The sequence below is a fragment of the Stenotrophomonas sp. 14P6.2.3 genome (assembly GCF_057799055.1).
On record NZ_JBYOLA010000005.1, the window covers coordinates 157682 to 180531 of the forward strand.

Here is a 22850-nt window from a genome sequence, read left to right on the forward strand (position 1 = left end):
CATCCGCGCGTGGCGTGGCCCTACAATGGGCCCATGACTACCGCCACCGACCTCGACTACGCCCGCTACGACCACATCCGCCCGATCCTGTGGACCGGCGATACCCTGCAACTGCTTGACCAGCGCAAGCTGCCGTTCGTGGTCGAGCATGTGGCCTGCCATGACAGCGATGAGGTGGCCGCCGCCATCCACGCCCTGACCGTGCGCGGCGCGCCGGCCATCGGCATCGCTGCCGCCTGGGGTGTGGTGCTGGCCGCACGTGATGTGCAGGCCGCCGACGGCGCGCATGCCCTGCAGCAGCTGGAACCGGCACTGCAGCGGCTGAACGCCTCACGCCCGACTGCGGTGAACCTGGCCTGGGCGCTGGCACGCATGCGACGTTGCCTGAGTGCCGCCGGTGCTGACTGGAAGGCGCTGCTGGAGGCTGAAGCACAGGCCATCGCTGAAGAAGACCTGGCCGCCAACCGTCATATGGGCGCCCTCGGTGCCGGCCTGATCGAGGCCGGCAGCGGCGTGTTGACCCATTGCAACACCGGTTCGCTGGCCACCGCCGGCTTCGGTACGGCGTTGGGCGTGATCCGCGCCGGGATGGCCCAGGACCGCATTGCCCGGGTGTTCGCCGGCGAGACCCGGCCGTGGTTGCAGGGTGCGCGCCTGACCGTGTGGGAGCTGCAGCAGGATGGTATCGACGCGACGCTGATCGCCGACTCGGCCGCTTCGCACCTGATGAAGACCGGTGCCGTGCAGTGGGTGATCGTGGGCGCTGACCGGATCTGCGCCAACGGCGATACCGCCAACAAGATCGGCACCTACCAGCTGGCCATCGCGGCCCGCCACCACGGGGTGAAGTTCATGGTCGTGGCACCGTCCTCGACGGTGGACATGGATACCGTGGACGGCAGCCAGATCGAGATCGAACAGCGCGATCCGGGCGAACTGTACGGCGTGGGCGGCACCCGCACCGTGGCCGAGGGCATCGCTGCCTGGAACCCGGTGTTCGATGTCACCCCGGGCGAGCTGATCGATGCCATCGTGACCGAGCGGGGGGTGATCCTGAACCCGACCGCAGAGAACATGCGCGCCGCCTTCGGCGGCTGACGCGGGCAGGGGCGGGAGCCTTTCCACGGGAAAGCGCCCCGGCCCGGCGTCCGGTAGTGCCGGCCGCTGGCCGGCAAACCCCTAAGTTCCTGATTTGTGCCGGTAAAATCACCGTAAAAGCAGGCGGAAAACGGCCCCGTGTGGTAGAATCCAGCGGTTGAATCGAGGTTCCGGCACGACCGCCCCCGGGTGGATGCGCCGGACTGGACCGCTACCAGACAACGGAACCCGAATGGCAGAAACCGCCAAGGAAATCATCCAGGTCAACCTGGAAGACGAGATGCGCAAGAGCTACCTCGATTACGCCATGAGCGTGATCGTGGGGCGCGCGCTGCCAGATGCGCGCGATGGCCTCAAGCCGGTGCATCGTCGTGTGCTGTTTGCGATGAATGAACTCAACGCGCACAGCAACAAGCCCTACTTCAAGTCGGCACGTATCGTCGGTGACGTCATCGGTAAGTACCACCCGCATGGCGACCAGTCGGTATACGACACGCTGGTGCGCTTGGCACAGCCGTTCTCGCTGCGTTACATGCTGGTCGATGGCCAGGGTAACTTCGGTTCGGTCGACGGCGACTCCGCCGCGGCGATGCGATACACCGAGGCGCGCATGTCGCGGCTCGCGCATGAGCTGATGGCGGACATCGACAAGGAAACCGTCGATTTCCAGCCCAACTACGACGAAAAGGAACTGGAGCCGACGGTCATGCCGACCCGGTTCCCGAACCTGCTGGTCAATGGTTCGGCTGGTATCGCGGTGGGCATGGCGACCAACATTCCGCCGCACAACCTCACCGAATCGATCAATGCCTGCATCGCGCTGATCGACAATCCGGAAATCGATATCGACGGCCTGATGGAGTTCATCCCGGGCCCGGATTTCCCGACCGCAGGCATCATCAACGGCACCGCCGGCATCATCGCCGGCTACCGCACCGGCCGTGGCCGCGTGCGCATCCGTGCCAAGGCCGATGTCGAAGTTGCCGACAACGGCCGCGAATCGATCATCGTCACTGAAATTCCTTACCAGGTGAACAAGGCGCGTCTGATCGAGAAGATCGCCGAGCTGGTCAAGGAAAAGAAGATCGAAGGCATCAGCGAGCTGCGCGATGAGTCCGACAAGGACGGCATGCGCATCTACATCGAAATCAAGCGCGGCGAGTCGGCCGAGGTTGTGCTCAACAACCTCTACCAGCAGACCCAGATGGAGTCGGTGTTCGGCATCAACATGGTGGCGCTGGTCGATGGCCGCCCGCAGTTGATGAACCTCAAGCAGATGCTGGAAGCCTTCGTCCGCCACCGTCGCGAAGTGGTCACCCGCCGCACCGTGTTCGAGCTGCGCAAGGCGCGCGCCCGTGCCCACGTGCTGGAAGGCCTGACCGTTGCGTTGGCCAACATCGACGAGATGATCGAACTGATCAAGACCTCGCCGAACCCGGGTGAAGCACGCGAGCGCATGCTTGCGCGCCTGTGGGAGCCGGGCTTGGTCGGTTCGATGCTCGGCGCCGCCGGTGCCGAAGCCTCGCGTCCCGATGACCTGCCCAAGGGTGTGGGCCTGATCGAAGGCGGCTACCAGCTGACCGAGATCCAGGCGACCCAGATCCTGGAAATGCGCCTGCACCGCCTGACCGGGCTGGAGCAGGACCGCCTGACCGAGGAATACAAGCAGCTGCTGGAAGTGATCGCCGGGCTGATCCACATCCTGGAAGATCCCGACCGCCTGCTGCAGGTGATCCGCGAAGAGCTGATCAACGTGCGTGCCGAGTTCGGTGACGAGCGCCGTACCGAGATCCGCCACAGCGAAGAAGATCTGGACATCCTCGACCTGATCGCCCCGGAAGACGTGGTGGTCACCGTCTCCCACGCCGGCTACGTGAAGCGCCAACCGGTGAGCGTGTACCGCGCGCAGCGCCGTGGCGGACGTGGCCGCAGCGCGGCGTCGACCAAGGAAGAGGATTTCATCGAACAGCTGTGGCTGGTCAACACGCACGACACGCTGTTGACCTTCACCAGTTCGGGCAAGGTGTTCTGGCTGCCGGTGTACCAGCTGCCCGAAGCCGGTTCCAACGCCCGCGGTCGTCCGATCATCAACTGGATCCCGCTGGAGCCGGGCGAACGCGTGCAGGCCGTGCTGCCGGTGCGCGAGTACGCCGATGGCCAGTTCGTGTTCTTCGCCACCAAGAACGGTACGGTCAAGAAGACCCCGCTGGGCGAGTTCGCCTTCCGTCTGGCCCGCGGCAAGATCGCGATCAACCTCGACGAGGGCGATGCCCTGGTCGGCGTCGGCCTGACCGATGGCGAGCGTGACATCCTGCTGTTCGCCTCCAACGGCAAGACCGTGCGCTTCGGTGAAGACAAGGTCCGCTCGATGGGTCGTACCGCTACCGGCGTGCGTGGCATCAAAATGCCGGCCGGCGAGGAAGTGGTCAGCCTGATCGTGGCCGAGAGTGCTGGCGGCGTCGAGGATGAGAACGAGGACGACAACGGTGTCGAGGAAGCCATCGCCACCGGCGACGCGGTGATCGAAGGTGCCGACGACGCCAACCTGCGGTACATCCTCACCGCCACCGAAAACGGCTACGGCAAGCGCACCCCGCTGCCGGACTACCCGCGCAAGGGTCGTGGCACGCAGGGCGTCATCGGCATCCAGACCACCGAGCGCAATGGCAAGCTGGTCGCCGCGGTGCTGATGGGTACCGACGATGAAGTCCTGCTGATCTCCGACGGCGGCACCCTGGTGCGTACGCGTGGCTCGGAAATCAGCCGCGTCGGCCGCAACACCCAGGGCGTGACCCTGATCCGCCTGTCCAAGGACGAGAAGCTGCAGGCGGTGGAGCGCATGGATGCCTCGATCGACGAGGACGAGGACGAGGTGGCCGCCGCCACCCCGGCCGCGACCGACGGCGCACCGGCTGCTGCCAGCAGTGAGGACGCCGCGCAGGAGTGATCCTGCCGCGACACTGAGGTACCCGACGACGCCGGCCCAGTGCCGGCGTCGTCGTGTCTGCCGTCGAAAATACGCACGCACTTCACGGTGACGGTGGCATAAGGGCGCATGCTGCCCCCCGGAGAGCGTCGATGTCCGCCACGCCGCAGTCCGCTTCCGCCGCGACGCCCACCTCGCGCCACCCGCTGATCACCGTCCTGGCCTTGTTGCTGATCGTGCTCGGCCTGATCATCGGCGGGCTCGGTGGCTGGCTGGCCAGCCTCGGGGGCTCCTGGTACTACGCCATCGCCGGCCTCGGCCTGCTGGTGTGCGGCATCCTGTTGTGGGGCAATCGCCGTAGCGGTGCGCTGCTGTATGCACTGATCTTCCTCGGCAGCCTGCTGTGGACCTGGTGGGAATCGGGCAGCGATTACTGGCGCTGGGTGCCACGGCTGGGGCTGGTGACCGGGCTCGGCATCGTCCTGGCGTTGCTGGCGCCGACTCTGCAGACGCCGGTACCCAAGCGCCTTTCGCGCAGCGTGGCCGCTGTGCTGATGCTGGTGTTCGTGGTCGCCTTCGGCCTCGCGTTCGCCCCCCATGGCCTGGTTGACGGGCACCAGCCGTTCCCGGAGCCGGCGGTCAGCGCCGGGCTCGATCCAACCCGTGACACCACCGGTCTGCAGCCGGCCGACCAGCCGGCGGAGGGAGACTGGCCGGCCTGGGGGCGCAGCAATGCCGCCACCCGCTATTCGCCGCTGCAGCAGATCACCCCTGAAAACGTAGGCACCCTGCAATTGGCGTGGCAGTTCCGTACCGGCGACCTGCCGAAGAAGCGCTGGGGGGCGGAAACCACGCCATTGAAGATCGGTGATCGGCTGTACCTGTGCACCGCACGCAATCAGCTGATCGCGCTCGATGCCGGCAGCGGCAAGGAACTATGGCGGTTCGATCCAAAGGTGAAGGATGCCTCGATCCCGTACACGGCCGCCTGCCGTGGCGTGTCCTACTACGAACAGCCCAGTGCACCGACCCTCGCCGATGCCGCGCTGGCTGACGTGGCCGCCGATCTGGCGCTGCCCGCACCCCCGCCGACCCGTATCAGCCGGAGCGCGGCGCCCGGCAGCCGCGCAGCGTGCAGCGCACGCATCATCGAAGGCACGCTGGACGGCCGCCTGATCGCGGTGGACGCCGACAGCGGCCGTCCCTGCGCCGGGTTCGGCAACAACGGCCAGGTCGACATCACCCTGGGCATGGGCGAGGTGCCACCGGGTTACGTCTCGATCACCTCGCCACCCGCGATTGTCCGCGGCGTCATCGTCACCGGCCACCAGGTGCTGGATGGCCAGCGTCGCGACGCGCCCTCCGGCGTCATCCAGGCCTACGACGCGGTCAGCGGCAGGCTGCGCTGGGCGTGGGACATGGACCAGCCCGAGCGCAGCGGCCTGCCACCGCGCGAGCAGACCTACACGCGTGGCACGCCGAACATGTGGACCACCGCGACCGGTGATGAAGCGCTGGGCCTGGTGTACCTGCCGATGGGCAATGCCGCGGGCGACTACTGGAGTGGCTCGCGCACGGAAAACCAGAACAGATACGCGACCTCGCTGGTCGCCATCGATGTAGTCACCGGCAAGCCGGTCTGGCATTTCCAGGCGGTGCGCAAGGACGTCTGGGACTACGACCTAGGTTCGCAGGCCAGCCTGATCGACTACCCGACGGCATCCGGCAAGGTGCCGGCAATCCTGCTGCCCACCAAGCAGGGCGACATGTACATCCTCGACCGTCGCAACGGCCAGCTGCTGACTCCGGCCGAAGAGCGCAAGGTGCCACAGGGCGGCGTAGAGCCCGAGCAGCGTGCCGCCACCCAGCTGTTCTCGCTGTACCACACGCTGCGGCGCGATGATGCGCTGACCGAGCGCGACATGTGGGGCATCACCCCCATCGACCAGCTGGTCTGCCGCATCCAGTTCCGCAAGGCGCATTACGAAGGTTTCTACACACCACCCAGCAGCGATCACCATTCCATCGAATACCCCGGCTACAACGGCGGCTCGGACTGGGGCAGCGTGGCCATCGATACGCGACGTGGCGTGATCGTGGCCAACTACAACGACATGCCCAACTACAACCGGCTGGTGCCGCGCGCCGAGGCCGACCGTAAAGGCTGGCTGCCGCGCGAGCAGGTCCGCGCTGATAGGGGGGGTGCCGAAGGGGCAGGGGACCCGCAGGTGGGGACGCCCTATGGCATCGACGTCAACGCCGGTTGGCGGCTGCCGTTCACCGGCCTGCTGTGCAAGCAGCCGCCCTATGGCGGCATCCGTGCGATCGACCTGCGCAGCGGCAAGCTGCTGTGGGACCGGCCGTTCGGCAGCGCACGCGGCAACGGCCCGTTCGGCATCCGCTCCGGCCTGCCCATTGAAATCGGCACGCCGAACAATGGTGGCTCGGTGGTGACCGCCAGTGGCCTGATCTTCATCGCCGCAGCGACCGATGACCTGCTGCGCGCCATCGACCTGAAGACCGGAAAGGAGCTGTGGCATACCAAACTGCCAGCAGGTGGCCAGGCCAACCCGATGGTGTATGAGCAGGGCAGGCGGCAGTACGTGGTGCTCATGGCCGGCGGGCATCATTTCATGGAGACGCCGGCGGGGGATTATGTGATGGCGTATGCGTTGCCGGAATAGCGTCGGCGATCCGTGGGCGGCTGGTGGGAGGTGACCGCCGTCGCCGAAGTTGCGTGGGTGAGCGTGCACGATCCATCATCAGAACAGGACGGGGTTGGCCAAAGCCCCCAAGGAAGGAAACGCATGCTGAACTCTGAACGCCTGCCGGGGCGTGCCACTCGATTGCTGGCTGGGCTGCTTCTGCTTGGCCCTTGCCTGTGGGCAACCGCGCAGGCCTCGCCCCCGCCCGCCGTACGCAAGCTGCCCAGCGGCGCCGAACTGATCGCCGGCGATGCGCGCTTCCTGAGCCCCGCCTATGCGCCGTGCATGGCGAGCGCAGGCACGGTGGCGGACGCTCGCCGTCGCTGTGTCGATGCTGAATTCAAGGTGCACGACGATGCGCTCAACGTCGCCTACAGCGCTGCGCGCTCCACGATGGCAGCCGGTGATCAGCAGCTACTTCGCGATCTGCAGCGGCAATGGCTGCGCCAGCGCGACAGCCGTTGCCCAGAGGGCGGCAATGCCGCTGCCCAACTGGATGCACAGCAGTGCCGTACGCACATGACCCTGCTGCGTGCCCGCCAGCTGCAGGATGGAGGTGCGGCGGCGCTGGTCGCTGAAGCAAAGGTCGCCCCCGCACCCCGCCAGGTCGCCCCCCATACCGCGGATGCCGCGCCTGATAGGCAGGGCAGGATCGTCCTGCAGCCCGGCGAGGGCAGGATCACGCCTGCGCTGCAGGTGGTCTTCCAGGTGGCCGACTGCAGCGGCACCGGCAACGTGACAACCTGCCAGGTGCGGAGCATGGGCGTGACCCGTGGCGGCCGAAAGGTTGCAGTCACGGGCGTGCAGCCACGCCTGACCCGCGCCGGTGCCAATGCCCATGCTGCGGCCGCCGTGCTGCTGACCGCTTCTGACTTCAACGGCGATGGCTTGCCAGATCTGCAGGTGTGGCAGGACAACAACGGTGTCTACAACGTTCCCGTCCACGCGTTCTACCTGTTCGATGCCAAGGGCAACCGCTACGTGCGTGCCAGGGCATTGGAAGACGCCATCGGCGGACGTGACATCGACCATATCGACAACGGACGGTTCATCCTGCGCGGCAAGGTCAGCCCGTGCGAGCGGGAGGACAAGGTCATCCAGCTGCGCGGAACCGAGCTACGCACGCTGCTGATGCGCCGCTATGACACCTGCAAGGGCGAGGCCCCTACCGAATCGGACCTGCTGAAGTAGGTCTTCCCCCGACGAACGGATGCGTACCGGAACTGGAGAGCTGAAGGATGAGCGAAGGCTATGGAAAGGGTGGGTCAGGCTTCGGCCTGACCCGGGACCAGTCGGTCGAGATGATCGTCCGTACCTGCATCGACAATGGCATTACCGACCACCGGCAGATTGCCTATGTGCTGGCCACAGCGCAGCACGAATCGCGCGATTTCGCCGCGCCCGAGGAAGACTGGGGCAGGAAGCAGGCGGTGGATCTGCGCTACTTCGGCGGTGAAGAGTATTTCGGCCGGGGCTTTGCCCACCTGACCCACGTCAACAACTACGAGCGGCTGGGCGAGGCGCTGGGAATGGGCCGCGAACTGGTCGAGCATCCGCAGCGGGCGGCCGAAGCGGAAATCGCCACCAAGGTGCTGGTGGTGGGGATGCGCGATGGCATGTTCGGCGCGCGGCTGTCCGACAACGTCAACGCCAACCATGTCGACTACCGGCAGGCGAGGGCCTCGGTCAATGGCGGTGAGCTGAACAACGGCAGCCCCCATCCAGACACCATCGCCACGCTCGCCACCGGATGGGAAGCGCAGGTCGCCGGCCTGGTCCAGCGCGTGCAGCAGCCGGGCTTCCAGATGCCGGTGCCGATCCATCAGGGGCCCGCTGGTGCGATGGACCTGCACCGTGGTGACGCCAACCAGCAGGTGCTGGAAGCACAGCAGTACCTGCAGCGGCTGGACATCCGCAACAACGCCAATGCCGCGATCAAGCCCGACGGTGACTTCGGTTCATCCACCGAGCAGGCCGTGCGCCGCTTCCAGACCGAACGGGGCATCAATCCGGCCAATGGCCGCATCGACGATGCATTGCTGGAGCGCATGCGCACCGACACGCTGGCGGTCGATCCGGACTTCAAGCGCCGGACGGTGACCGACCTGACCGGGCCACTGGCCGACGGTAACCTGCGCCCAGGTGAGAAGGGCGAGCCGGTGTTCGAGATGCGCCGCCAGCTGGAGGCGTTGGGGTACCTTGCCGAACCGAACCCACGTGCCGAGCGCGATGCGCGCACGTTTGATGCCGGCATGCAGGTGGCCATGCGCGACTTCCAGCAGGACTACGGCCTGCCCCTGCGCCCGGGCAACACCATTGATGAAGATGCGCGCCGGCAGTTGAACGACGCAGCGGTGGCGCGGGAGTTTGCCCCCACCACCGAATTCGACCGCGCGGAGAACTGGCCGCCGCAGCGTCCGCCCTATACGCGGGCGGAGTTCCAGCCGGAGCAGGTACAAGCGCGGCAGCAGGCTGCGGCGTATCCACCGGTCGCTGGCCCCGCCGCACAGGAACAGCTGCCGCAGCGCAGTGGCGTGGAGTCGCTGTCAGCCAAGGACGCAGCGCTGTTCGAGCGCATCCGCCAGGGAGTGCCCGGAGCCATTGGCGATGAGCACGTCATGCAGGCCGTGCTGGAGTCCAAGCGCAATGGCATCGACGACGCCGGGCGCGTCGACCGGGTAATGATGGCCGGAGATCGCCTGTGGGTCGCCGGGATGATTCCCGGTGAACGCGCCAGTGTGGATACGGCGCAGCCCGCACGTTCGATGGACGACATGGTGAGCGATCTGGCCGGTGACAACCGGCAGCGCGAGCAGCAACTCGCCCTCGACAGCCGCCAGCACGAGAACCGCGGGCCGTCACTGGCTTGAGACGGCGGCAGCGACGTGCCCGTGGTGGGTCCGTCGCTGCCGTCAGGGTGTTACAGCGTCACCACCACCTTGCCGATCTGCTCGTTCGATTCCAGGTAGCGGTGCGCGTCCTGGATCTGCGCGAACGTAAACACCTTGGCGATCAGCGGTGCCAGCACGCCCTTGTCCAGGCCATCGACGATGAACGCCTTCGCACGCGCCAGCACCGCGTCATCGGACACGATTTCCGAGTACAGGTAGCCCTTCAGCGTCAGCGACTTGCCCAATACGTTGAACAGCGGGAACGGCGTCGGCTCGCTGCTCAGCGCGCCATACTCCAGCAGGATGCCGCCGCGTGCCATCGCCTCGGTGAGCGGTACGAACTGCGGGCCGCCGATGGGATCGAATACCACGCGTGCGCCAGCGCCTGCGGTGATGCGGGCAACTTCGGCTACCAGGTCCTGCTCCTGGGTGGCGATGACATGAGCGGCGCCGGCATCGAGCAGCGCCTGGCGCTTGCCCGGGCCACGGGTCACCGCAATCGGCGTTGCGCCCACCGCATTGGCGATCTGGATGGCGGCCAGGCCAACGCTGCTTGACGCTGCAGTGATGATGACGAAATCACCGGCACCCAGCTTGGCCTGCTCCAGCAGCGCGCCCCAGGCGGTGACGTACTGCATCCACACCGCAGCGGCCTGCTCGAAGCCCAACGACGACGGATGCTTCACCACCAGTCGCGCCGGCACGTTGGCCAGCTCGCCGTAGGTGCCCCAGCGGGCGATATCCAGCGGCGGCACGACGCTGACGGCATCGCCTGCAGCGAAGCCGGTCACCGCGCTGCCGACGGCTTCAACCAGGCCAGCCGCCTCATAGCCCAGGCGGCTCGGGAACTCTACCTGCTGCAGATAGGCGCCGTTGCGGAACATCACCTCGGCGCGGTTCAGGCCGATGGCCTTGACCCGGATCTGGATGTCATCGGCGGCAGGAGCGGGTACGTCGATATCGTCAACGCGCAGCACATCGGCGTCGCCATAGGCGTGGATGCGGACAACCTGGGTCATGGGGGTCTCCAAAGGGAACGCCGGCTGGTGGCCGGGCAGGGGGAACAGAGCGCTACTGTGCGCGTGGCCGGCGAACGATAGAAGGGGTAATCTGGCGTTTCATTGGAAAACAATAGTTTGCAATGGACCTGATCGTACCCCTGCGCAGCTTCGCCAAGGTGGCCGAGGTGGGCTCGTTCGCCGCTGCTGCCGACGTACTGGACCTGTCGCCGCAGCTGGTCGGCAAGCATGTGCAGACGCTGGAACAGCATCTGGGCGTGCGCCTGCTCAACCGCACCACGCGCAAGCAGAGCCTGACCGACTTCGGGCAGGCGTACCTGGCCCGCGCCCGGGTCATCCTGGAGGAAGTGGAGAGTGCCGAGCAGTTGGCCGAAATCGCGCGCGGTCGACCGATGGGCCGGCTGCGGATCAGTGCGCCGGTCACCTTCGGCGTGCACGCGCTGGGGCCGGCGGTGGTGGCCTACATGCAGCAGTATCCCGACGTGCAGGTGGATCTGAACCTGTCCAACAGCCTGGTCAACGTGGTTGAAGACGGCTACGACCTGGTGTTCCGCACTGGTGATCTCGCCGACAGCGGCCTGGTCGCACGGCGGCTGGGGCCGTATCCGCTGGCCCTGTGCGCTGCCCCCGGCTATCTCGCCGCACGGCCACCGATCGTTCGCCCGCAGGACCTGAGCCGGCACGAATGCCTGGGCTTCGCCCACTCGGTGATCCGTACGCGGTGGAGCTTCCATGACCCGCAGGGCGGGGTGTTGACCGTGCCGGTCTCCAGTAGCTTCATGGTCAACCAGGCCGAGCCGCTGCTGACCGCTGCGGTAGGTGGGCTGGGACTCATCCTGCAGCCGTTCGAGATGATGTCCGCTGTTCTGGCGCGCGGCGAACTGGTGGAGGTGCTGCCTCGATTCGTGCCGGTGTCCACCTCGATCAACCTGCTGTATCCCCGCGATCGCCAGGTCACGCCGAAGCTGCGCAGCTTCCTGGATTTCTGCGTGGCGCGCTTCACCGAACAGAGCATGGCGCGTGAGCGTTGATCGAAGCATGCGCAGCGAGTGGTGGCGTCGGTCGTTTACGATGACGTCTTGCCACGCCTGCAGAGGATCTGCCATTACCCTGTTGCATCTTTTGCTGATCGGCAGCGTCGTCACTGCCAGCGCACAGACGCCCGCTGCTGCGATCGCCGAGTGGGCATTGCACGGCCGAGTCGAAGGCCTGGCCCGGCCGGACACCGTCTGCCAGGATTTCCTGCAGGCGATGGGCCGAAACCCCCCCGAACTGGAATACGTCGGCTGCACGCAGGACGATGCTTCCTATCTCCAGCCGATGGAAGCGCGGTATCGCGTCAGCGGCGCTTCGGCGGCGAGGATTTAAGCCTACCTGCAGCAGACCTTCGGCATGCCGTCATTGACGTACGTCTGCTGTGGCTGGAGCAACGGCGCGCCTTATTTCTGGCGCGAGCAGCCCGGCAGCGTGAACTACCAGATCGGCATGGGCGTGGAATCGCTGCATCATCCGCGCGGGCAGTGGAGCGCGATTCCCTACTTCACGGTGATTGTTGCGGTGAATCGAAAAAGTCCGTGATGGCGTGCGCTTGGGTACCGACCACAGGCGTACAGGGAATGATAACCATGCCTCCGAAGCTGCTCCGCATTACTGCGATATGCCGATCCCGGGCGTGTGCAGTTCGCAGAGGACGTGACCCTGGCCTATTCGGTAAACAAGCGCGGCCGCACCTATGACGTAAAGGTGCTGGATGCCCAGCCGTCGACGGTCTTCAGCGGCTGGGCGTTGAAGACGGTCAAGGCGATGCGCTTCACCGCCACGGACAGCAACACCGAGCGCACCCCGATCCGCAGCGAAATGACCGCGCGCTGGAGCAACGGCAGGTAACGCGCTAGGTCGGGACCCGTACCATCTTCGCCATCAGGTGTTCGACCACGCCGGCCGGATCTGCCGTGCGGCCCACATGTGTGCTGGACATCTGCACCACCGAGCTGCGCTTGGCGGTCAGGAAATGGAAGCGCGCGCGCGCGGGCAGCTGCGCAATCGGGCCGGCGTTGGCATCGCCCCGGCAGATCGCCACGATGGCATCCAGCCACGGCTGCAGCGCTTCAATATCCAGCGCCGGCGCGAAGGCCTGCAGGCGCGCAGCGTCGATCTCGATCGCCGCTTCGAGGTGACGTGCGCCGGGGCAGGACACGATCACGCCGACGTTGATGAACTCCTCGCGTTCCACCCGCGGTACCACGCGGATGACGGCATAGTCATACGTGTGCAGCGTGGGCACGGATGGCCTCCTGCACGAACACCGCACGTACCTTCAGGCGATGCTTCAGGTAATTGACGTAGCCCTGCCGGTAGGCGTGGGGGCTGTCGAAGGCCGGCTCATCGACCAGCCAGCTGTCCGGCACCAGGCCGACGATGCGCTCGATTTCCGCATCAGGCAGGCGCGCGGCCAGTTCGGCATCCACGTCGGCAATGCGGCTGGCGAACGACAGCAGCACGTGGTCGCGGATCAGCACGAAGGGCTTCTCGCAGGCATCGCCGGCGTTGGCCCAGTCGTGATGGAAGTACATCGCCGCGCCGTGGTCGATCAGATACAGCTTGCGGTGCCACACCATCAGGTTCGGATTGCGCGTGGTGCGGTCGACGTTGCTGGTGAACGCATCGAACCAGACGATGCGCGAGGCCAGGTCAGCGTCCACCGGCATTGCCGCCGGGTCGTAGTTGATCGCGCCGGGCAGGTAATCCAGGCCCAGGTTCAGGCCTTCGCTGGCGCGGATCAGGTCCTGGATCTCCGGGTCGGGCTCGGTGCGGGCGAACTCGCTGTCCAGCTCGACGAACAGGATCTCCGGAATCGGCAGGCCCACCGCGCGCGCCATCTCGCCCGCGATCAACTCGGCGATCAGCGCCTTTGGCCCTTGGCCGGCACCACGGAACTTGAGTACGGCCATGCCGTCGTCGTCGGTCTCGACCACGGCAGGCAGTGAGCCACCTTCCCGCAAGGGGGTGATGTAGCGAAGGGCATGGACGGTACGCATGCACGCATTCTAGCGTGGCCCATGCGCGGGTTGCGCCGGGCGATGCCCGGCGCCGTCCCTGACCTCAATGCGACAGCGCGCTGCGCTGCTGTTCCTGCACCTGCTGGCGCGTCTGCTCCTGCGAGGCGTGGTCGGCCTGGCGCTGGTTGACGATGGCGAGGCTGTCCAGGCTTTCCTGCACCGGCCGCTGGGCGGCTTCAGCGGTAGCTGCCGACGCACGCAGCGACGCAGGATCATCCAGCGCGCCCTTCACCACGAACACGTTCTGTGCCGCAGCGACGTCGCCGGCCTGGCGGCTGAGCACCACATGATCCACGCGGTCCAGGCCGTTCTCGCGGGCAAGCACCAGCAGGCTTGCGCTCAGGCGTTCACTGGAAGCGTCGAAGCTGCGGCCGTTGGCGGCATCCAGCTCGGCCACCTTGCCGCGGATCTGGTCGTGCAGGGCACGGTCGTTGCCGCCCGCCAACGCAACCTGCGCCTCGTTCGAGGGAGCGGCGGTCGCCTGCGCGGTGATGGGCACGTGGGCGTAGGTGCCCTCGGTGTGGTCGAAATAATGCAGCGTGGACGGCGAAGTGCTGGTATCGAAGTAGGGCTGTCGTGGCGGCGTGCCCTTACCCAGATACAGGCCGTTCTGTTCCAGCAGGCTTTCCTGCAGGCCCAGCTGTGCCATGTTCACCGACATCCTGCTGATGCCATCGGGTGCCGGGTTTTTGGCCTCTTCCTCGCAGGCGCGGCTGATGGCAGAGGCAGCGTAGAAATTCTGGTAGTCAGAATTGCCATTGGGCCCCAGCCCGGACGACACGCCTTCGTCGTAGTAGTGCTTGCCCATGCCCTCGATGTTGGCGGCAGTGGCGGTCATGCTCAGGTCTGCATTGAGTGTGAGGTCCGGATGCGCGGTATAGGTCATCGGCGGGCCGGGCTGCACGCGCACGAACTCGTTTGCACGGGTACTTGCGTTATATACATCCTCCAGCGTGGCGTCCGGGTTGGCGGTCTTGACCATGCCGACCAGTGCATTCCAGCCCTCGATGTTCGCCGATGCCTCGTCGCGTCGGTTGGCTGCGAGCAGGGTGCCAATGGCCTGGGTGTAGTCGTGGGTCGAATCGCGCGCGGCAATGTCTGCAATATCAGAATCAAACTGCTCGTAGGCACGTTCGGTCGCTGCATCATTGAGCCCATGCTGGATCTCATGGCCCAGGACGAACGTCAGCTCTGCAGCATCGTGCTTGTCCGGGGCTGCCAGCGTGGACAGACTGGATGCCGGCAGGCGGATGGCCTTTGCGCCGCTGACGTACTCGCCGGCCACATTGCTGTCGGCGGGCAACAGCTCGAAGCGCTGCAGATGACCGGCGGTGATGGCCAAGTCGACCTGGGTTGCCAGCGCCGGAGAATTGGCAATGGCCTTGCGAAGGTTGTCGACCTGATCGGTCGTTACATCGGGTTTTCCTGCAAATTCGGTCAGCAGGCGTTCCGTATCCGCTGAAAGCGTAGGCATGGTGCGGTGCTCCTTACTGCACGGTCACAAGGCGGACGCAGGCATGCGCCGGCTTGCCAGACGGGGTTGAATCCTCAGCCATCGTGTCGACCTTGATGGTCAGATCCGGGCGATCGAAACGGTCATGGATGACCCGGCCGTGCTCGCCGCGGATGGTGTCGCGCTTGAAGCCCGCGGCCTGCAGGCCCGAAGCGAACTGATTGAAGTCGACCTGGCAGATCGCCGTTGCATTGGCTTTGCGGTCGGCGGTGGTGTCGATGAAATTGAGATCGAGACGCGCATCGGCGGCGCCAGCCTTCTTGACCTCGAGGCCGTAGCTCCACTCTGGAGTGAGCGTGCCGCCGTAGCCGAAGTGCCCCGGGCCGAAACGTTGCGCGGGCGCCAGCATGGCCTGCGATACCCGTTCAAGGGTCAGTTCACGGGTGGAGGTGGTGTCCTTGATCAGATCCAGCAGGCGCAACAGGAGTTGGTCTGCGCTGAGTGCAGACGGCGTTGCGGCGTCGGAGGCAGTCGATGCCATGGTAACGGGTCCTTGAGAAGTCGACGAACGATCAGTCGCGTGTGTGCAGGCGCAGAGCGAGGCCGAACATAGGGCGATTACCCACGGCCGTGTGAATGCGTACCCAAACATAAGCGTTCCCTGCATGTTGAGCGCTGACCCTAAAGTGGGCCAGGTGAATCACAGGTTAAATGGAATTGACGATTGCTGGAAACGGGGCAGGGCGCATTCGGCTTTGACATTTGCTGCAAGCGGAGTAGCCCGGCCCGGACGCTACGGAATTTTCTTCACTTCGCCATTCGCTGGGCGGTGGCAGCATCCAACCGTGTAGACGATCAAGCGCAGGCGTGACCCTGAGTTGCAGGTGTCCCTGTCGCTTTCCCGCGATCGATACCCGCCAGCTCGTTTCCGGCACATTTGCGCAGCGTTGAATGTGGTCCTGCGAGGCCACTCCCCCGGCAAGGAGGCCCGCGATGCACAGTCCTGTTCACGCGTACACCTACCGCATCAGCAACCGGCCTGTCGCCCAGGTGGAATGTGCTGTTGTCGGCGAACATGCTGAAACCGCTGCTGCGGTTCATGCAGCCTCAGACAGAATTCTTCCGTGAGTTGAGCACCGATGGTTGGCTCTGCATCCCGCAGTGCGCAGAGCCACTACATGCATGCGAGTCGCCCCACGACGCTGTTTCGTTCGCAGCACTGGGCGCGCATCTCGTCCACGATGTCCACGCAGGCTTCCGAGGTGCACGATGAGCAACGAATCGAGAGGAGCCCTGCCGCCCCTGGATCTGGATGATGCCAAGGCCGAGCAGATGATTGGCAAGCTGGTACTGGTGGGCGTTACCCGTTTTGGCGGCGATGGCCAGGTACAGGGGCTGGAACAGTTTGCCGGCACCGTGCTGCGGGTCAGCGCCGAAGAGGGGCTGGTGCTGGCCGATGGCGATGACGGACATGAGCGCTACCTGCCGCCGATGCTGGACCAGTACCTGCCGGCCGCGCCGGGTGAGTACCAGTTGCGGTCCAGTGGGGTGACGGTGATCGATCCCGATTATCTGTCCACCTGGGAGCTGCACGCGCGGCAGTAAGTGAGGGGCATCCAGGGAGGGAGCCGGGCCAGGCAGGGCCACGCTTTGCAGGATGGGGCGACTAGCCCTTCCGGCCCATTTCCCGGTGGGCCGGGGGTGTTAGATTCGGCCCATGCCCGCAGTGCGGGTACCCAACTCACTCCCAGGGGATAAGGATGCTCATCCGTCGTACCTCTCTGGCGGCGGCCGTTGCCGTTGCCACATTCGGCCTGCTGGCCGCCGGCCCGGCCTTCGCCGACTACGCCAAGCCACCGGAACACCTGCTCAAGGTACTCAAGGCCCCGCCGCCGCCGGCACCGAACATCGACCCCAGCGGCCAGCGCCTGCTGCTGACCACCGCGCAGACCTATCCGTCCATTACTCGCGTGGCGCAGCCGTACCTGAAGCTGGCCGGCGTGCGCCTGGAACCGAAGAACCGCAGCCGCCACGACACCCCCGGCGGCTATGGCATTCCGGCCTGTGTGGCCGACTTCACCCTGGTCGAGATCGCCAGCGGCAAGAGCACCAAGGTCAACCTGCCGCAGGGCTGCGCAGGGGCCGCACAGTGGTCGGCCGATGGCAGCCGTTTCGCCTTCCAGAATGCGGTCGATACCAGCGTGCAGCTGTGGGTGGGCGACGCCGCCACTGGCCAGGTGAAGCAGGTGCCGAATGTGCAGCTGAATCCGATCTTCGGGTACACCGTGCAGTGGCTGGGTGGCAGCCAGAGCCTGCTGGTGAAGCTGGTACCTGCCAACCAGGGGCCGGCGCCGTCCAACGGCGGTACTCCCACCGGTCCGGACGCGCAGGAGTCGCTGGGCAGCAGTGGCGAGAGCAGCACCTATGAAGCGCGCGACACGCTGACCAGCGTGCACGATGAAAAGCTGTTCGCCTATTACGGTGCCTCGCAGCTGGCGGTGGTCGATGCCGCTGCCGGCAGCGTGCGCCCGGTTGGCCAGCCGGCGCTGTACAACGACGTCAACGCCGCACCCGATGGCGTGCATGTGCTGACCGAAACCCTGAAGGCACCGTTCTCGCATGCGGTGACCTACCAGCGTTTCGCCAACGATGTAGCGGTGCTGGACCTCGGCAATGGCCGCAACACGGTGCTGGCCAGCCTGCCGCTGGCCGATCGCGTGCCGGTACACGGTGTGCCGGAAGGCCCGCGCGGTTACGACTGGCGCTCCACCGACCCGGCCACCCTGGTCTATGCCGAAGCGCTGGACAAGGGCGACTGGAAGGTGAGCGTGCCGCATCGCGATCGCGTGCTGATGCTGAAGGCGCCGTTCACTGGCAAGCCGGTGGAAATCGCCCGCACTGCGCAGCGTTTCGAGGGCTTTGCGTGGTCGGCCGACCCGGCCGTGTCGTTCCAGTTCGAGAACGACGAGAACCGCCACTGGATGCAGGCCCGCATCGTCGATGTGGACCAGCCGAAGAAGGAAGGGCGACTGCTGTGGGACATGTCCAGCGATGAGCTGTACGGCAACCCGGGCAACCTCGTGTTCAAGCGCCTGCCGAGCGGTGCGCCCGTGGTGCGCCAGGAGGGCAACACCGTGTTCCTGCGCGGGCAGGGCGCGTCGCCGCAGGGCGACCGTCCCTTCCTGGATGCGCTCAACCTGGGTACGCTGAAGAGCGAACGCCTGTTCCGCAGCGCTGCCGATGCGTATGAGCAGGTCATCGGTTTCAGTGCCACGCCGGGCCATCTGGTCACCTGGCACCAGTCGGTGATGGACCCGCCGAACGCATTCGTGCGGCTGCTCGGTGAGCGCATCGACAATGCCAAGGCCGGCGAAGCGCAGTTCGAGTCCAAGCCCACCGCGTTGACCAAGCTGGTCGACCCGACGCCGGAAGTGCGGCAGATCCAGAAACGCCTGGTGACCTACAAGCGCGCCGATGGCGTGGACCTGTCGTTCACCCTGTACACGCCGCCGGGCTACAAGGAAGGCCAGCGCGTACCGGCGATCCTGTACGCATACCCGGCCGACTTCGCCAATGCCGCACAGGCCGGCCAGGTATCCGGTTCGCAGCAGACCTTCACCCGTCTGCAGCCGTACCGCCTGATGCTGCTGGCCGGCTACGCGATCATCGACAACGCCTCGTTCCCGATCGTGGGTGACCCGAAGAACGCTTACGACACCTATCTGGAACAGCTGGAAGCCGACGCCAAGGCAGCGGTGGACAAGGCCGTGGAACTGGGTGTGGTCGACCGCAACCGCATCGGCGTGACCGGCCACAGCCATGGTGGCCTGATGACCGCCAACCTGATCGCCCACACCAACCTGTTCAAGGCCGGCGTGGCGACCAGTGGCTCGTACAACAAGACCTTCACCCCCTTCGGCTTCCAGAACGAGCGCCGCTCGGTGTGGCAGGCGCAGGACGTGTACCTGAAGGCCTCGCCGTTCTTCTACGCCGACAAGATCAAGCTGCCGCTGCTGCTGGTCCACGGCGAGGACGATGCCAACCCGGGCACCGAGCCGTTCCAGTCGCGCAAGCTGTACCAGGCGATCCGTGGCAATGGCGGCACCACCCGCCTGGTGATGCTGCCGAACGAGCCGCACTGGTACACCGCGTTGGAGTCGAACGAGCAGCTGATCTATGAAATGCTCAACTGGTTCGACACTTACGTGAAGAACGCGAAGTAATCCGGCAAGGCCGCCCTCCGGGGCGGCCTTTCTGATTCAGGCGTCGTGTCCAGGTATCCCCCTGTGGGTGTTGCGTAACCATCTGTGATGCAGGCATGGAGCGGCCACAAAGCTGCGGTACGCTGCGCATCTGATGTCTGCTACGGGTTCGCTCCATGAAGGCCTTCATCCTCGCCGTATCGCTGTCGATCTCTGTTGTCCCGTGCGCTGCATTCGCCCAGCCGCTGCCGGCTGAACTGGCAGCGTTGGGCATCACCCCCGGCATGCCCTATACCAAGGCCAAGCGACTGCTTGATGCCGCAGGGTGGCAGGCGAGCCCGCCACGCGATGCGCCCGAAGCACTGGAGGGTTTCCCGGAAGTGGGTTGCCAGAAGGGCGGCAACAACTGCAGCAGCACCTTCGCCAAGGATGGGCAGCAGGTCGCTCTGCAGGTGGGAACCACGCTGGCGGGCCAGCCCTTCGTGCAGGGCGGCCGCTGAGCGCGACGCGCGCTCATCCCAACGGCAGGTTGTCCAATGCACGCGACATCCGATCGTGCAGGTCGCGCACGCGTTCGGCCTTGGCGTCCACACGACGCTCGTCACCGAAGCTGCGCACATACGCGCATGCAGCGAAGCCGGCGCTTTTCCTTTCGTATTCGGCAATCCAGGCCAGGCGGTCGGGGCTGCTGGCCTGCTCGGCTGACCAGGCCGCCACTGGCGGACGGATGCGGGCGATGATGCCAAGCCGCCACGGCTTCGGTGTCAGCCGCGCACGGAAGCAATGCTGCAGCGTGCACATGCGTGCATACAACGTGTCGGTGCCCAATGCCTTGAAGAAGGCATGCACCCGCGCATCCTGTGGTTCGAACGTGGCATGCATCGCCAGCACGCGCAGCCCGGCAGGGGTGCGGTAGGCACGCAGGTGCCAGTCGGAATGGTGTTCGACGAACGCCTGCACACGCTGCAGCGCGATGCCTTCGGCGCCGCCGGACCGGGCCAGTCGTCGCTTGCGCCGCCCCGACAGGATCTGGTTGACCACCACCATCGCGATGCCGCCAGCCGCCAGGCCGATATTGAAGTTGCCCAGGGCCCCGCCGATCAGCGCACCGGCTGCCAGCAGCCCGAGTGCACCCAGCAGTGGCAAAGCACAGCCCGACGGAGTGGGCACGTGGTCGATGTCGGCAAACAGTACGTCGGGGGTGTTCAGGCACAGCGCGCCGTAGCTGTTGCGGGTGACAATGACATCATCCCTGCGCTGCACGATCTGCTCGCGGATCGGAATGCCCTCGACACCGTAGTTGGTCCGTCGCTCGCGACGCGGCACGGCCTGGCCGCTGAGGATGTCATCAAGCGCTTCGCGCGCACGCGCATCGGCATGGACCTGCGCGGCATCCTGGTCGTCGTCGGACCAGCCAAACCGGCGAACCACCACTGGCCGGCCCCTGTACCTGTCCTGCAGACGGGCTTCGGCCCAGTACGCTGGAACGATCATCATCCTGTATTCCCCTTGCTTCCATGGCAGCCGCTCGCCGCGAGTCTGGCACAGCAGGGGAGGGCGTTGCACGATACGGCAGCGCATGCGCTGCCACGGTGATAGATTGCGCGCTTCGCGTGCACTCCACCAAGGACGGAGCCATGTTCGTGTCGTTGCGTTGCCTGCTTGTCCTCGCCCTTGGCGGGGTGGTCGGCACTGCCCAGGCGGCTGCGCCGGGACCGGAAATCCTGACTGCCGATGCCACCCGTTTCTACGCGTTGTACGAGGCGGCCAGCGGCAAGCCCAGCGCGGCCCAGCTGGAGCAGTACCTGGTACAGGGCACGCCGAGCCTGGCCCAGTTCGCGAAGCTGCGCCGGGTGACCGCCGAGCGCATGGCCGACGCGATGGCGCGCGACCCTGCTGTGTATGCCAATGGACGGGCCTGCCTTGCGGAGTTGCCTGCGGTGCGGCAGCGACTGGTGCAGGTGTTCGCGAGCCTGCAGGCGATCTATCCGCAGGCGAAGTTCCCGCCGGTAGCGATCGTGGTGGGACGCGGCAAACCGGTGGGCATGACGTACCCGGACGGGGTGGTGATCGGCCTGGAAGCGCTGTGTGCGGCAGATTTCATGAACGCCAACGCGCAGGACCGCTTCGTACACGTGATCGCGCATGAGTATGTGCATATCCAGCAGACCGGCGTGGGCGAGTATGAAGCGGGCGATCCGCGCGCGACGGTACTGCGCGAGTCGTTGGGCGAAGGTATCGCCGAGTTCATCGCCGAGCTGATTTCCGGCGACGTCGGCAATGGTCGGCATGCAGGCTGGACGCGGGGCAAGGAAGTGCATATCGAAAGCGCGTTCGCGCTGGATATGGACAGCACCGATCTGAAGCCCTGGCTGTACAACCATACGCCGGGTTCGCAGGAGCCCTACGACCTGGGCTACTGGGTGGGCTATCGCATCGCCAAGGCGTATTACCTGCAGGCCGACAACAAGCGCGACGCTGTGCGCGCGCTGATCCAGCAGGACAACCCGAAGGCGATCCTGGAGGCCAGTGGCTGGACGCCGGGGATGTGGATGCCGGCCAAGGTGACCGGTGTGGCGGCAAGGGCGGCTGCATCGACAAAGTGACCCTTCGCAGGTGGCGCTAGACTGGCCAGGTCGACAGCGGAGGATGCTCATGCGCAGGATGGTTTCGATGATATGGCTACCGGTCGGTCTGCTCATGGCAGCGCTGGCCACGCCAGCGATGGTGCAGGCGGCCAGCAATCCGCTGCTGACCAGGCCGGTCGAACAGCTGCAACCGGACGAGGTGCGTTTCATGCAGCAGCGCCTGTCCGACTGGCCGCAACTGCAGAAGTACCGCGCGGCCAACGCCGCATTGCCAGCGCCACGGGCCGGCCAGCCACGCGTGGTGTTTTTTGGCGATTCAATTACCGAAGGCTGGGGCGCGGAAGGTAGCAGTACCTTCTTCCCCGGCAAGGGCTACATCAATCGTGGCATCAGCGGGCAGACCACCGCGCAGATGCTGGTGCGCTTTTCGCAGGATGTGCTGGCGCTGCGCCCGAATGTGGTGGTGATACTGGCCGGCACCAATGACATCGCCGGCAACACCGGTCCGGCCACGCAGGCGATGATCGAGGACAACCTGCAGGCCATGCTGGACCTGGCGAAGGCGCATGGCATCGCGGTGGTGCTGGCGTCGGTGTTGCCGGTCAGCGAGTACCCGTGGATGCCGGGCATCACGCCTGCTCCCAAGGTGCGTGCATTGAATGCTGCGCTGAAGCGCCATGCCGATGCACGCGGTCTGGTCTATCTGGACTATTACGCAGCGATGGCCAATGGTGCCGGTGGATTGGATGCGCAGTTGGCAACCGATGGCGTGCACCCGACGGCGAAGGGCTATGCGCTGATGGCACCGCTGGCCGAGGCGGCGATCAAGCGCGCGCAGGCGAACGTGCCTAAGCGCTGAGACGGTAGTGGAGGGAGCTGGGCGGGAACAACCACCCCCCCCCCCAAAAG

The 22850-nt window shown here is 65.8% G+C and carries 20 protein-coding genes; 14 read left to right on the top strand and 6 right to left on the bottom strand.

Features of this window, described 5'->3' with window-relative positions; genetic code table 11:
* The first annotated feature begins 33 nt into the window (after nt 1-33).
* The 5 genes from mtnA (at nt 34) to AC27VL_RS06700 (ending at nt 9599) form a co-directional block, all read left to right on the top strand.
* Nucleotides 34-1098 carry an S-methyl-5-thioribose-1-phosphate isomerase gene (gene mtnA, locus AC27VL_RS06680; protein WP_100552941.1) on the top strand — a complete coding sequence of 355 codons (1065 nt, stop codon included), beginning with the start codon at nt 34-36 and terminating at the stop codon, nt 1096-1098.
* A gap of 232 nt (nt 1099-1330) precedes the next feature.
* Nucleotides 1331-4045: a DNA gyrase subunit A gene (gyrA, locus tag AC27VL_RS06685; protein ID WP_100552940.1), complete on the top strand. Its 2715-nt coding sequence runs from the start codon at nt 1331-1333 to the stop codon at nt 4043-4045.
* Nucleotides 4046-4176: 131 nt separating this feature from the next.
* Nucleotides 4177-6708, top strand: coding sequence for a membrane-bound PQQ-dependent dehydrogenase, glucose/quinate/shikimate family (locus AC27VL_RS06690; protein ID WP_488765885.1), 2532 nt, complete (start codon nt 4177-4179; stop codon nt 6706-6708).
* Nucleotides 6709-6831: 123 nt separating this feature from the next.
* On the top strand, nt 6832-7920 hold the full coding sequence (locus AC27VL_RS06695; RefSeq protein ID WP_488765886.1) for a lysozyme inhibitor LprI family protein: 1089 nt from the start codon (nt 6832-6834) through the stop codon (nt 7918-7920).
* Between the two features lie 47 nt (nt 7921-7967).
* Nucleotides 7968-9599 carry a peptidoglycan-binding protein gene (locus AC27VL_RS06700; RefSeq protein WP_488765887.1) on the top strand — a complete coding sequence of 544 codons (1632 nt, stop codon included), beginning with the start codon at nt 7968-7970 and terminating at the stop codon, nt 9597-9599.
* 50 nt (nt 9600-9649) lie between these two features.
* Here the strand turns inward: AC27VL_RS06700 and AC27VL_RS06705 are convergent, their stop codons facing one another.
* On the bottom strand, nt 9650-10639 hold the full coding sequence (locus AC27VL_RS06705; protein WP_488765888.1) for a zinc-dependent alcohol dehydrogenase family protein: 990 nt from the start codon (nt 10637-10639) through the stop codon (nt 9650-9652).
* A 122-nt stretch (nt 10640-10761) separates the two neighbouring features.
* Between AC27VL_RS06705 and AC27VL_RS06710 the strand changes: the two genes are divergently transcribed.
* From AC27VL_RS06710 to AC27VL_RS06725, 4 genes are all read left to right on the top strand, one after another.
* Nucleotides 10762-11670 (top strand): LysR family transcriptional regulator, encoded by a 909-nt coding sequence (locus AC27VL_RS06710; protein WP_488765889.1) that lies wholly within the window; start codon nt 10762-10764, stop codon nt 11668-11670.
* A gap of 82 nt (nt 11671-11752) precedes the next feature.
* Complete coding sequence (locus AC27VL_RS06715; protein ID WP_488765890.1) at nt 11753-12007, top strand: DUF4952 domain-containing protein; 255 nt, start codon at nt 11753-11755, stop codon at nt 12005-12007.
* Between the two features lie 24 nt (nt 12008-12031).
* A complete protein-coding gene (locus AC27VL_RS06720; protein ID WP_488765891.1) occupies nt 12032-12217 on the top strand; it encodes a hypothetical protein in 186 nt (61 codons plus the stop codon).
* Between the two features lie 96 nt (nt 12218-12313).
* On the top strand, nt 12314-12526 hold the full coding sequence (locus AC27VL_RS06725) for an energy transducer TonB (protein ID WP_488765892.1): 213 nt from the start codon (nt 12314-12316) through the stop codon (nt 12524-12526).
* Nucleotides 12527-12530: 4 nt separating this feature from the next.
* On the opposite strand, the gene AC27VL_RS06730 is transcribed toward AC27VL_RS06725, so the two are convergent.
* The 4 genes from AC27VL_RS06730 to AC27VL_RS06745 all read right to left on the bottom strand — a co-directional run bounded on the left by AC27VL_RS06730 (nt 12531) and on the right by AC27VL_RS06745 (nt 15692).
* Nucleotides 12531-12923: a DUF3037 domain-containing protein gene (locus AC27VL_RS06730; RefSeq protein ID WP_447935141.1), complete on the bottom strand. Its 393-nt coding sequence runs from the start codon at nt 12921-12923 to the stop codon at nt 12531-12533.
* Complete coding sequence (locus AC27VL_RS06735; RefSeq protein ID WP_488765893.1) at nt 12901-13677, bottom strand: HipA family kinase; 777 nt, start codon at nt 13675-13677, stop codon at nt 12901-12903. The genes AC27VL_RS06730 and AC27VL_RS06735 overlap by 23 nt, the downstream gene beginning before the upstream one ends.
* Nucleotides 13678-13741: 64 nt before the next feature.
* Nucleotides 13742-15172, bottom strand: coding sequence for an XVIPCD domain-containing protein (locus AC27VL_RS06740; RefSeq protein WP_100552933.1), 1431 nt, complete (start codon nt 15170-15172; stop codon nt 13742-13744).
* A 13-nt stretch (nt 15173-15185) separates the two neighbouring features.
* The gene (locus AC27VL_RS06745) at nt 15186-15692 is read right to left on the bottom strand and encodes a hypothetical protein (RefSeq protein ID WP_488765894.1); all 507 of its coding nucleotides are present in this window, start codon (nt 15690-15692) and stop codon (nt 15186-15188) included.
* 728 nt (nt 15693-16420) lie between these two features.
* Between AC27VL_RS06745 and AC27VL_RS06750 the strand changes: the two genes are divergently transcribed.
* The 3 genes from AC27VL_RS06750 (at nt 16421) to AC27VL_RS06760 (ending at nt 19853) form a co-directional block, all read left to right on the top strand.
* Nucleotides 16421-16756: a hypothetical protein gene (locus tag AC27VL_RS06750; RefSeq protein WP_089236083.1), complete on the top strand. Its 336-nt coding sequence runs from the start codon at nt 16421-16423 to the stop codon at nt 16754-16756.
* 155 nt (nt 16757-16911) lie between these two features.
* On the top strand, nt 16912-19374 hold the full coding sequence (locus AC27VL_RS06755; protein ID WP_488765895.1) for a S9 family peptidase: 2463 nt from the start codon (nt 16912-16914) through the stop codon (nt 19372-19374).
* 155 nt (nt 19375-19529) lie between these two features.
* A complete protein-coding gene (locus tag AC27VL_RS06760; protein WP_488765896.1) occupies nt 19530-19853 on the top strand; it encodes a hypothetical protein in 324 nt (107 codons plus the stop codon).
* A gap of 13 nt (nt 19854-19866) precedes the next feature.
* Here the strand turns inward: AC27VL_RS06760 and AC27VL_RS06765 are convergent, their stop codons facing one another.
* Nucleotides 19867-20850, bottom strand: a complete 984-nt coding sequence (locus tag AC27VL_RS06765) for a hypothetical protein (protein WP_488765897.1) — start codon at nt 20848-20850, stop codon at nt 19867-19869.
* A 140-nt stretch (nt 20851-20990) separates the two neighbouring features.
* Between AC27VL_RS06765 and AC27VL_RS06770 the strand changes: the two genes are divergently transcribed.
* Together AC27VL_RS06770 and AC27VL_RS06775 are read left to right on the top strand one after the other, a co-directional pair.
* Nucleotides 20991-21959 carry a DUF2268 domain-containing putative Zn-dependent protease gene (locus tag AC27VL_RS06770; RefSeq protein ID WP_488765898.1) on the top strand — a complete coding sequence of 323 codons (969 nt, stop codon included), beginning with the start codon at nt 20991-20993 and terminating at the stop codon, nt 21957-21959.
* 94 nt (nt 21960-22053) lie between these two features.
* Entirely contained in the window at nt 22054-22800 is a 747-nt protein-coding gene (locus AC27VL_RS06775) for an SGNH/GDSL hydrolase family protein (protein WP_488765902.1), read from the top strand.
* The last annotated feature ends 50 nt before the right edge of the window (nt 22801-22850 follow it).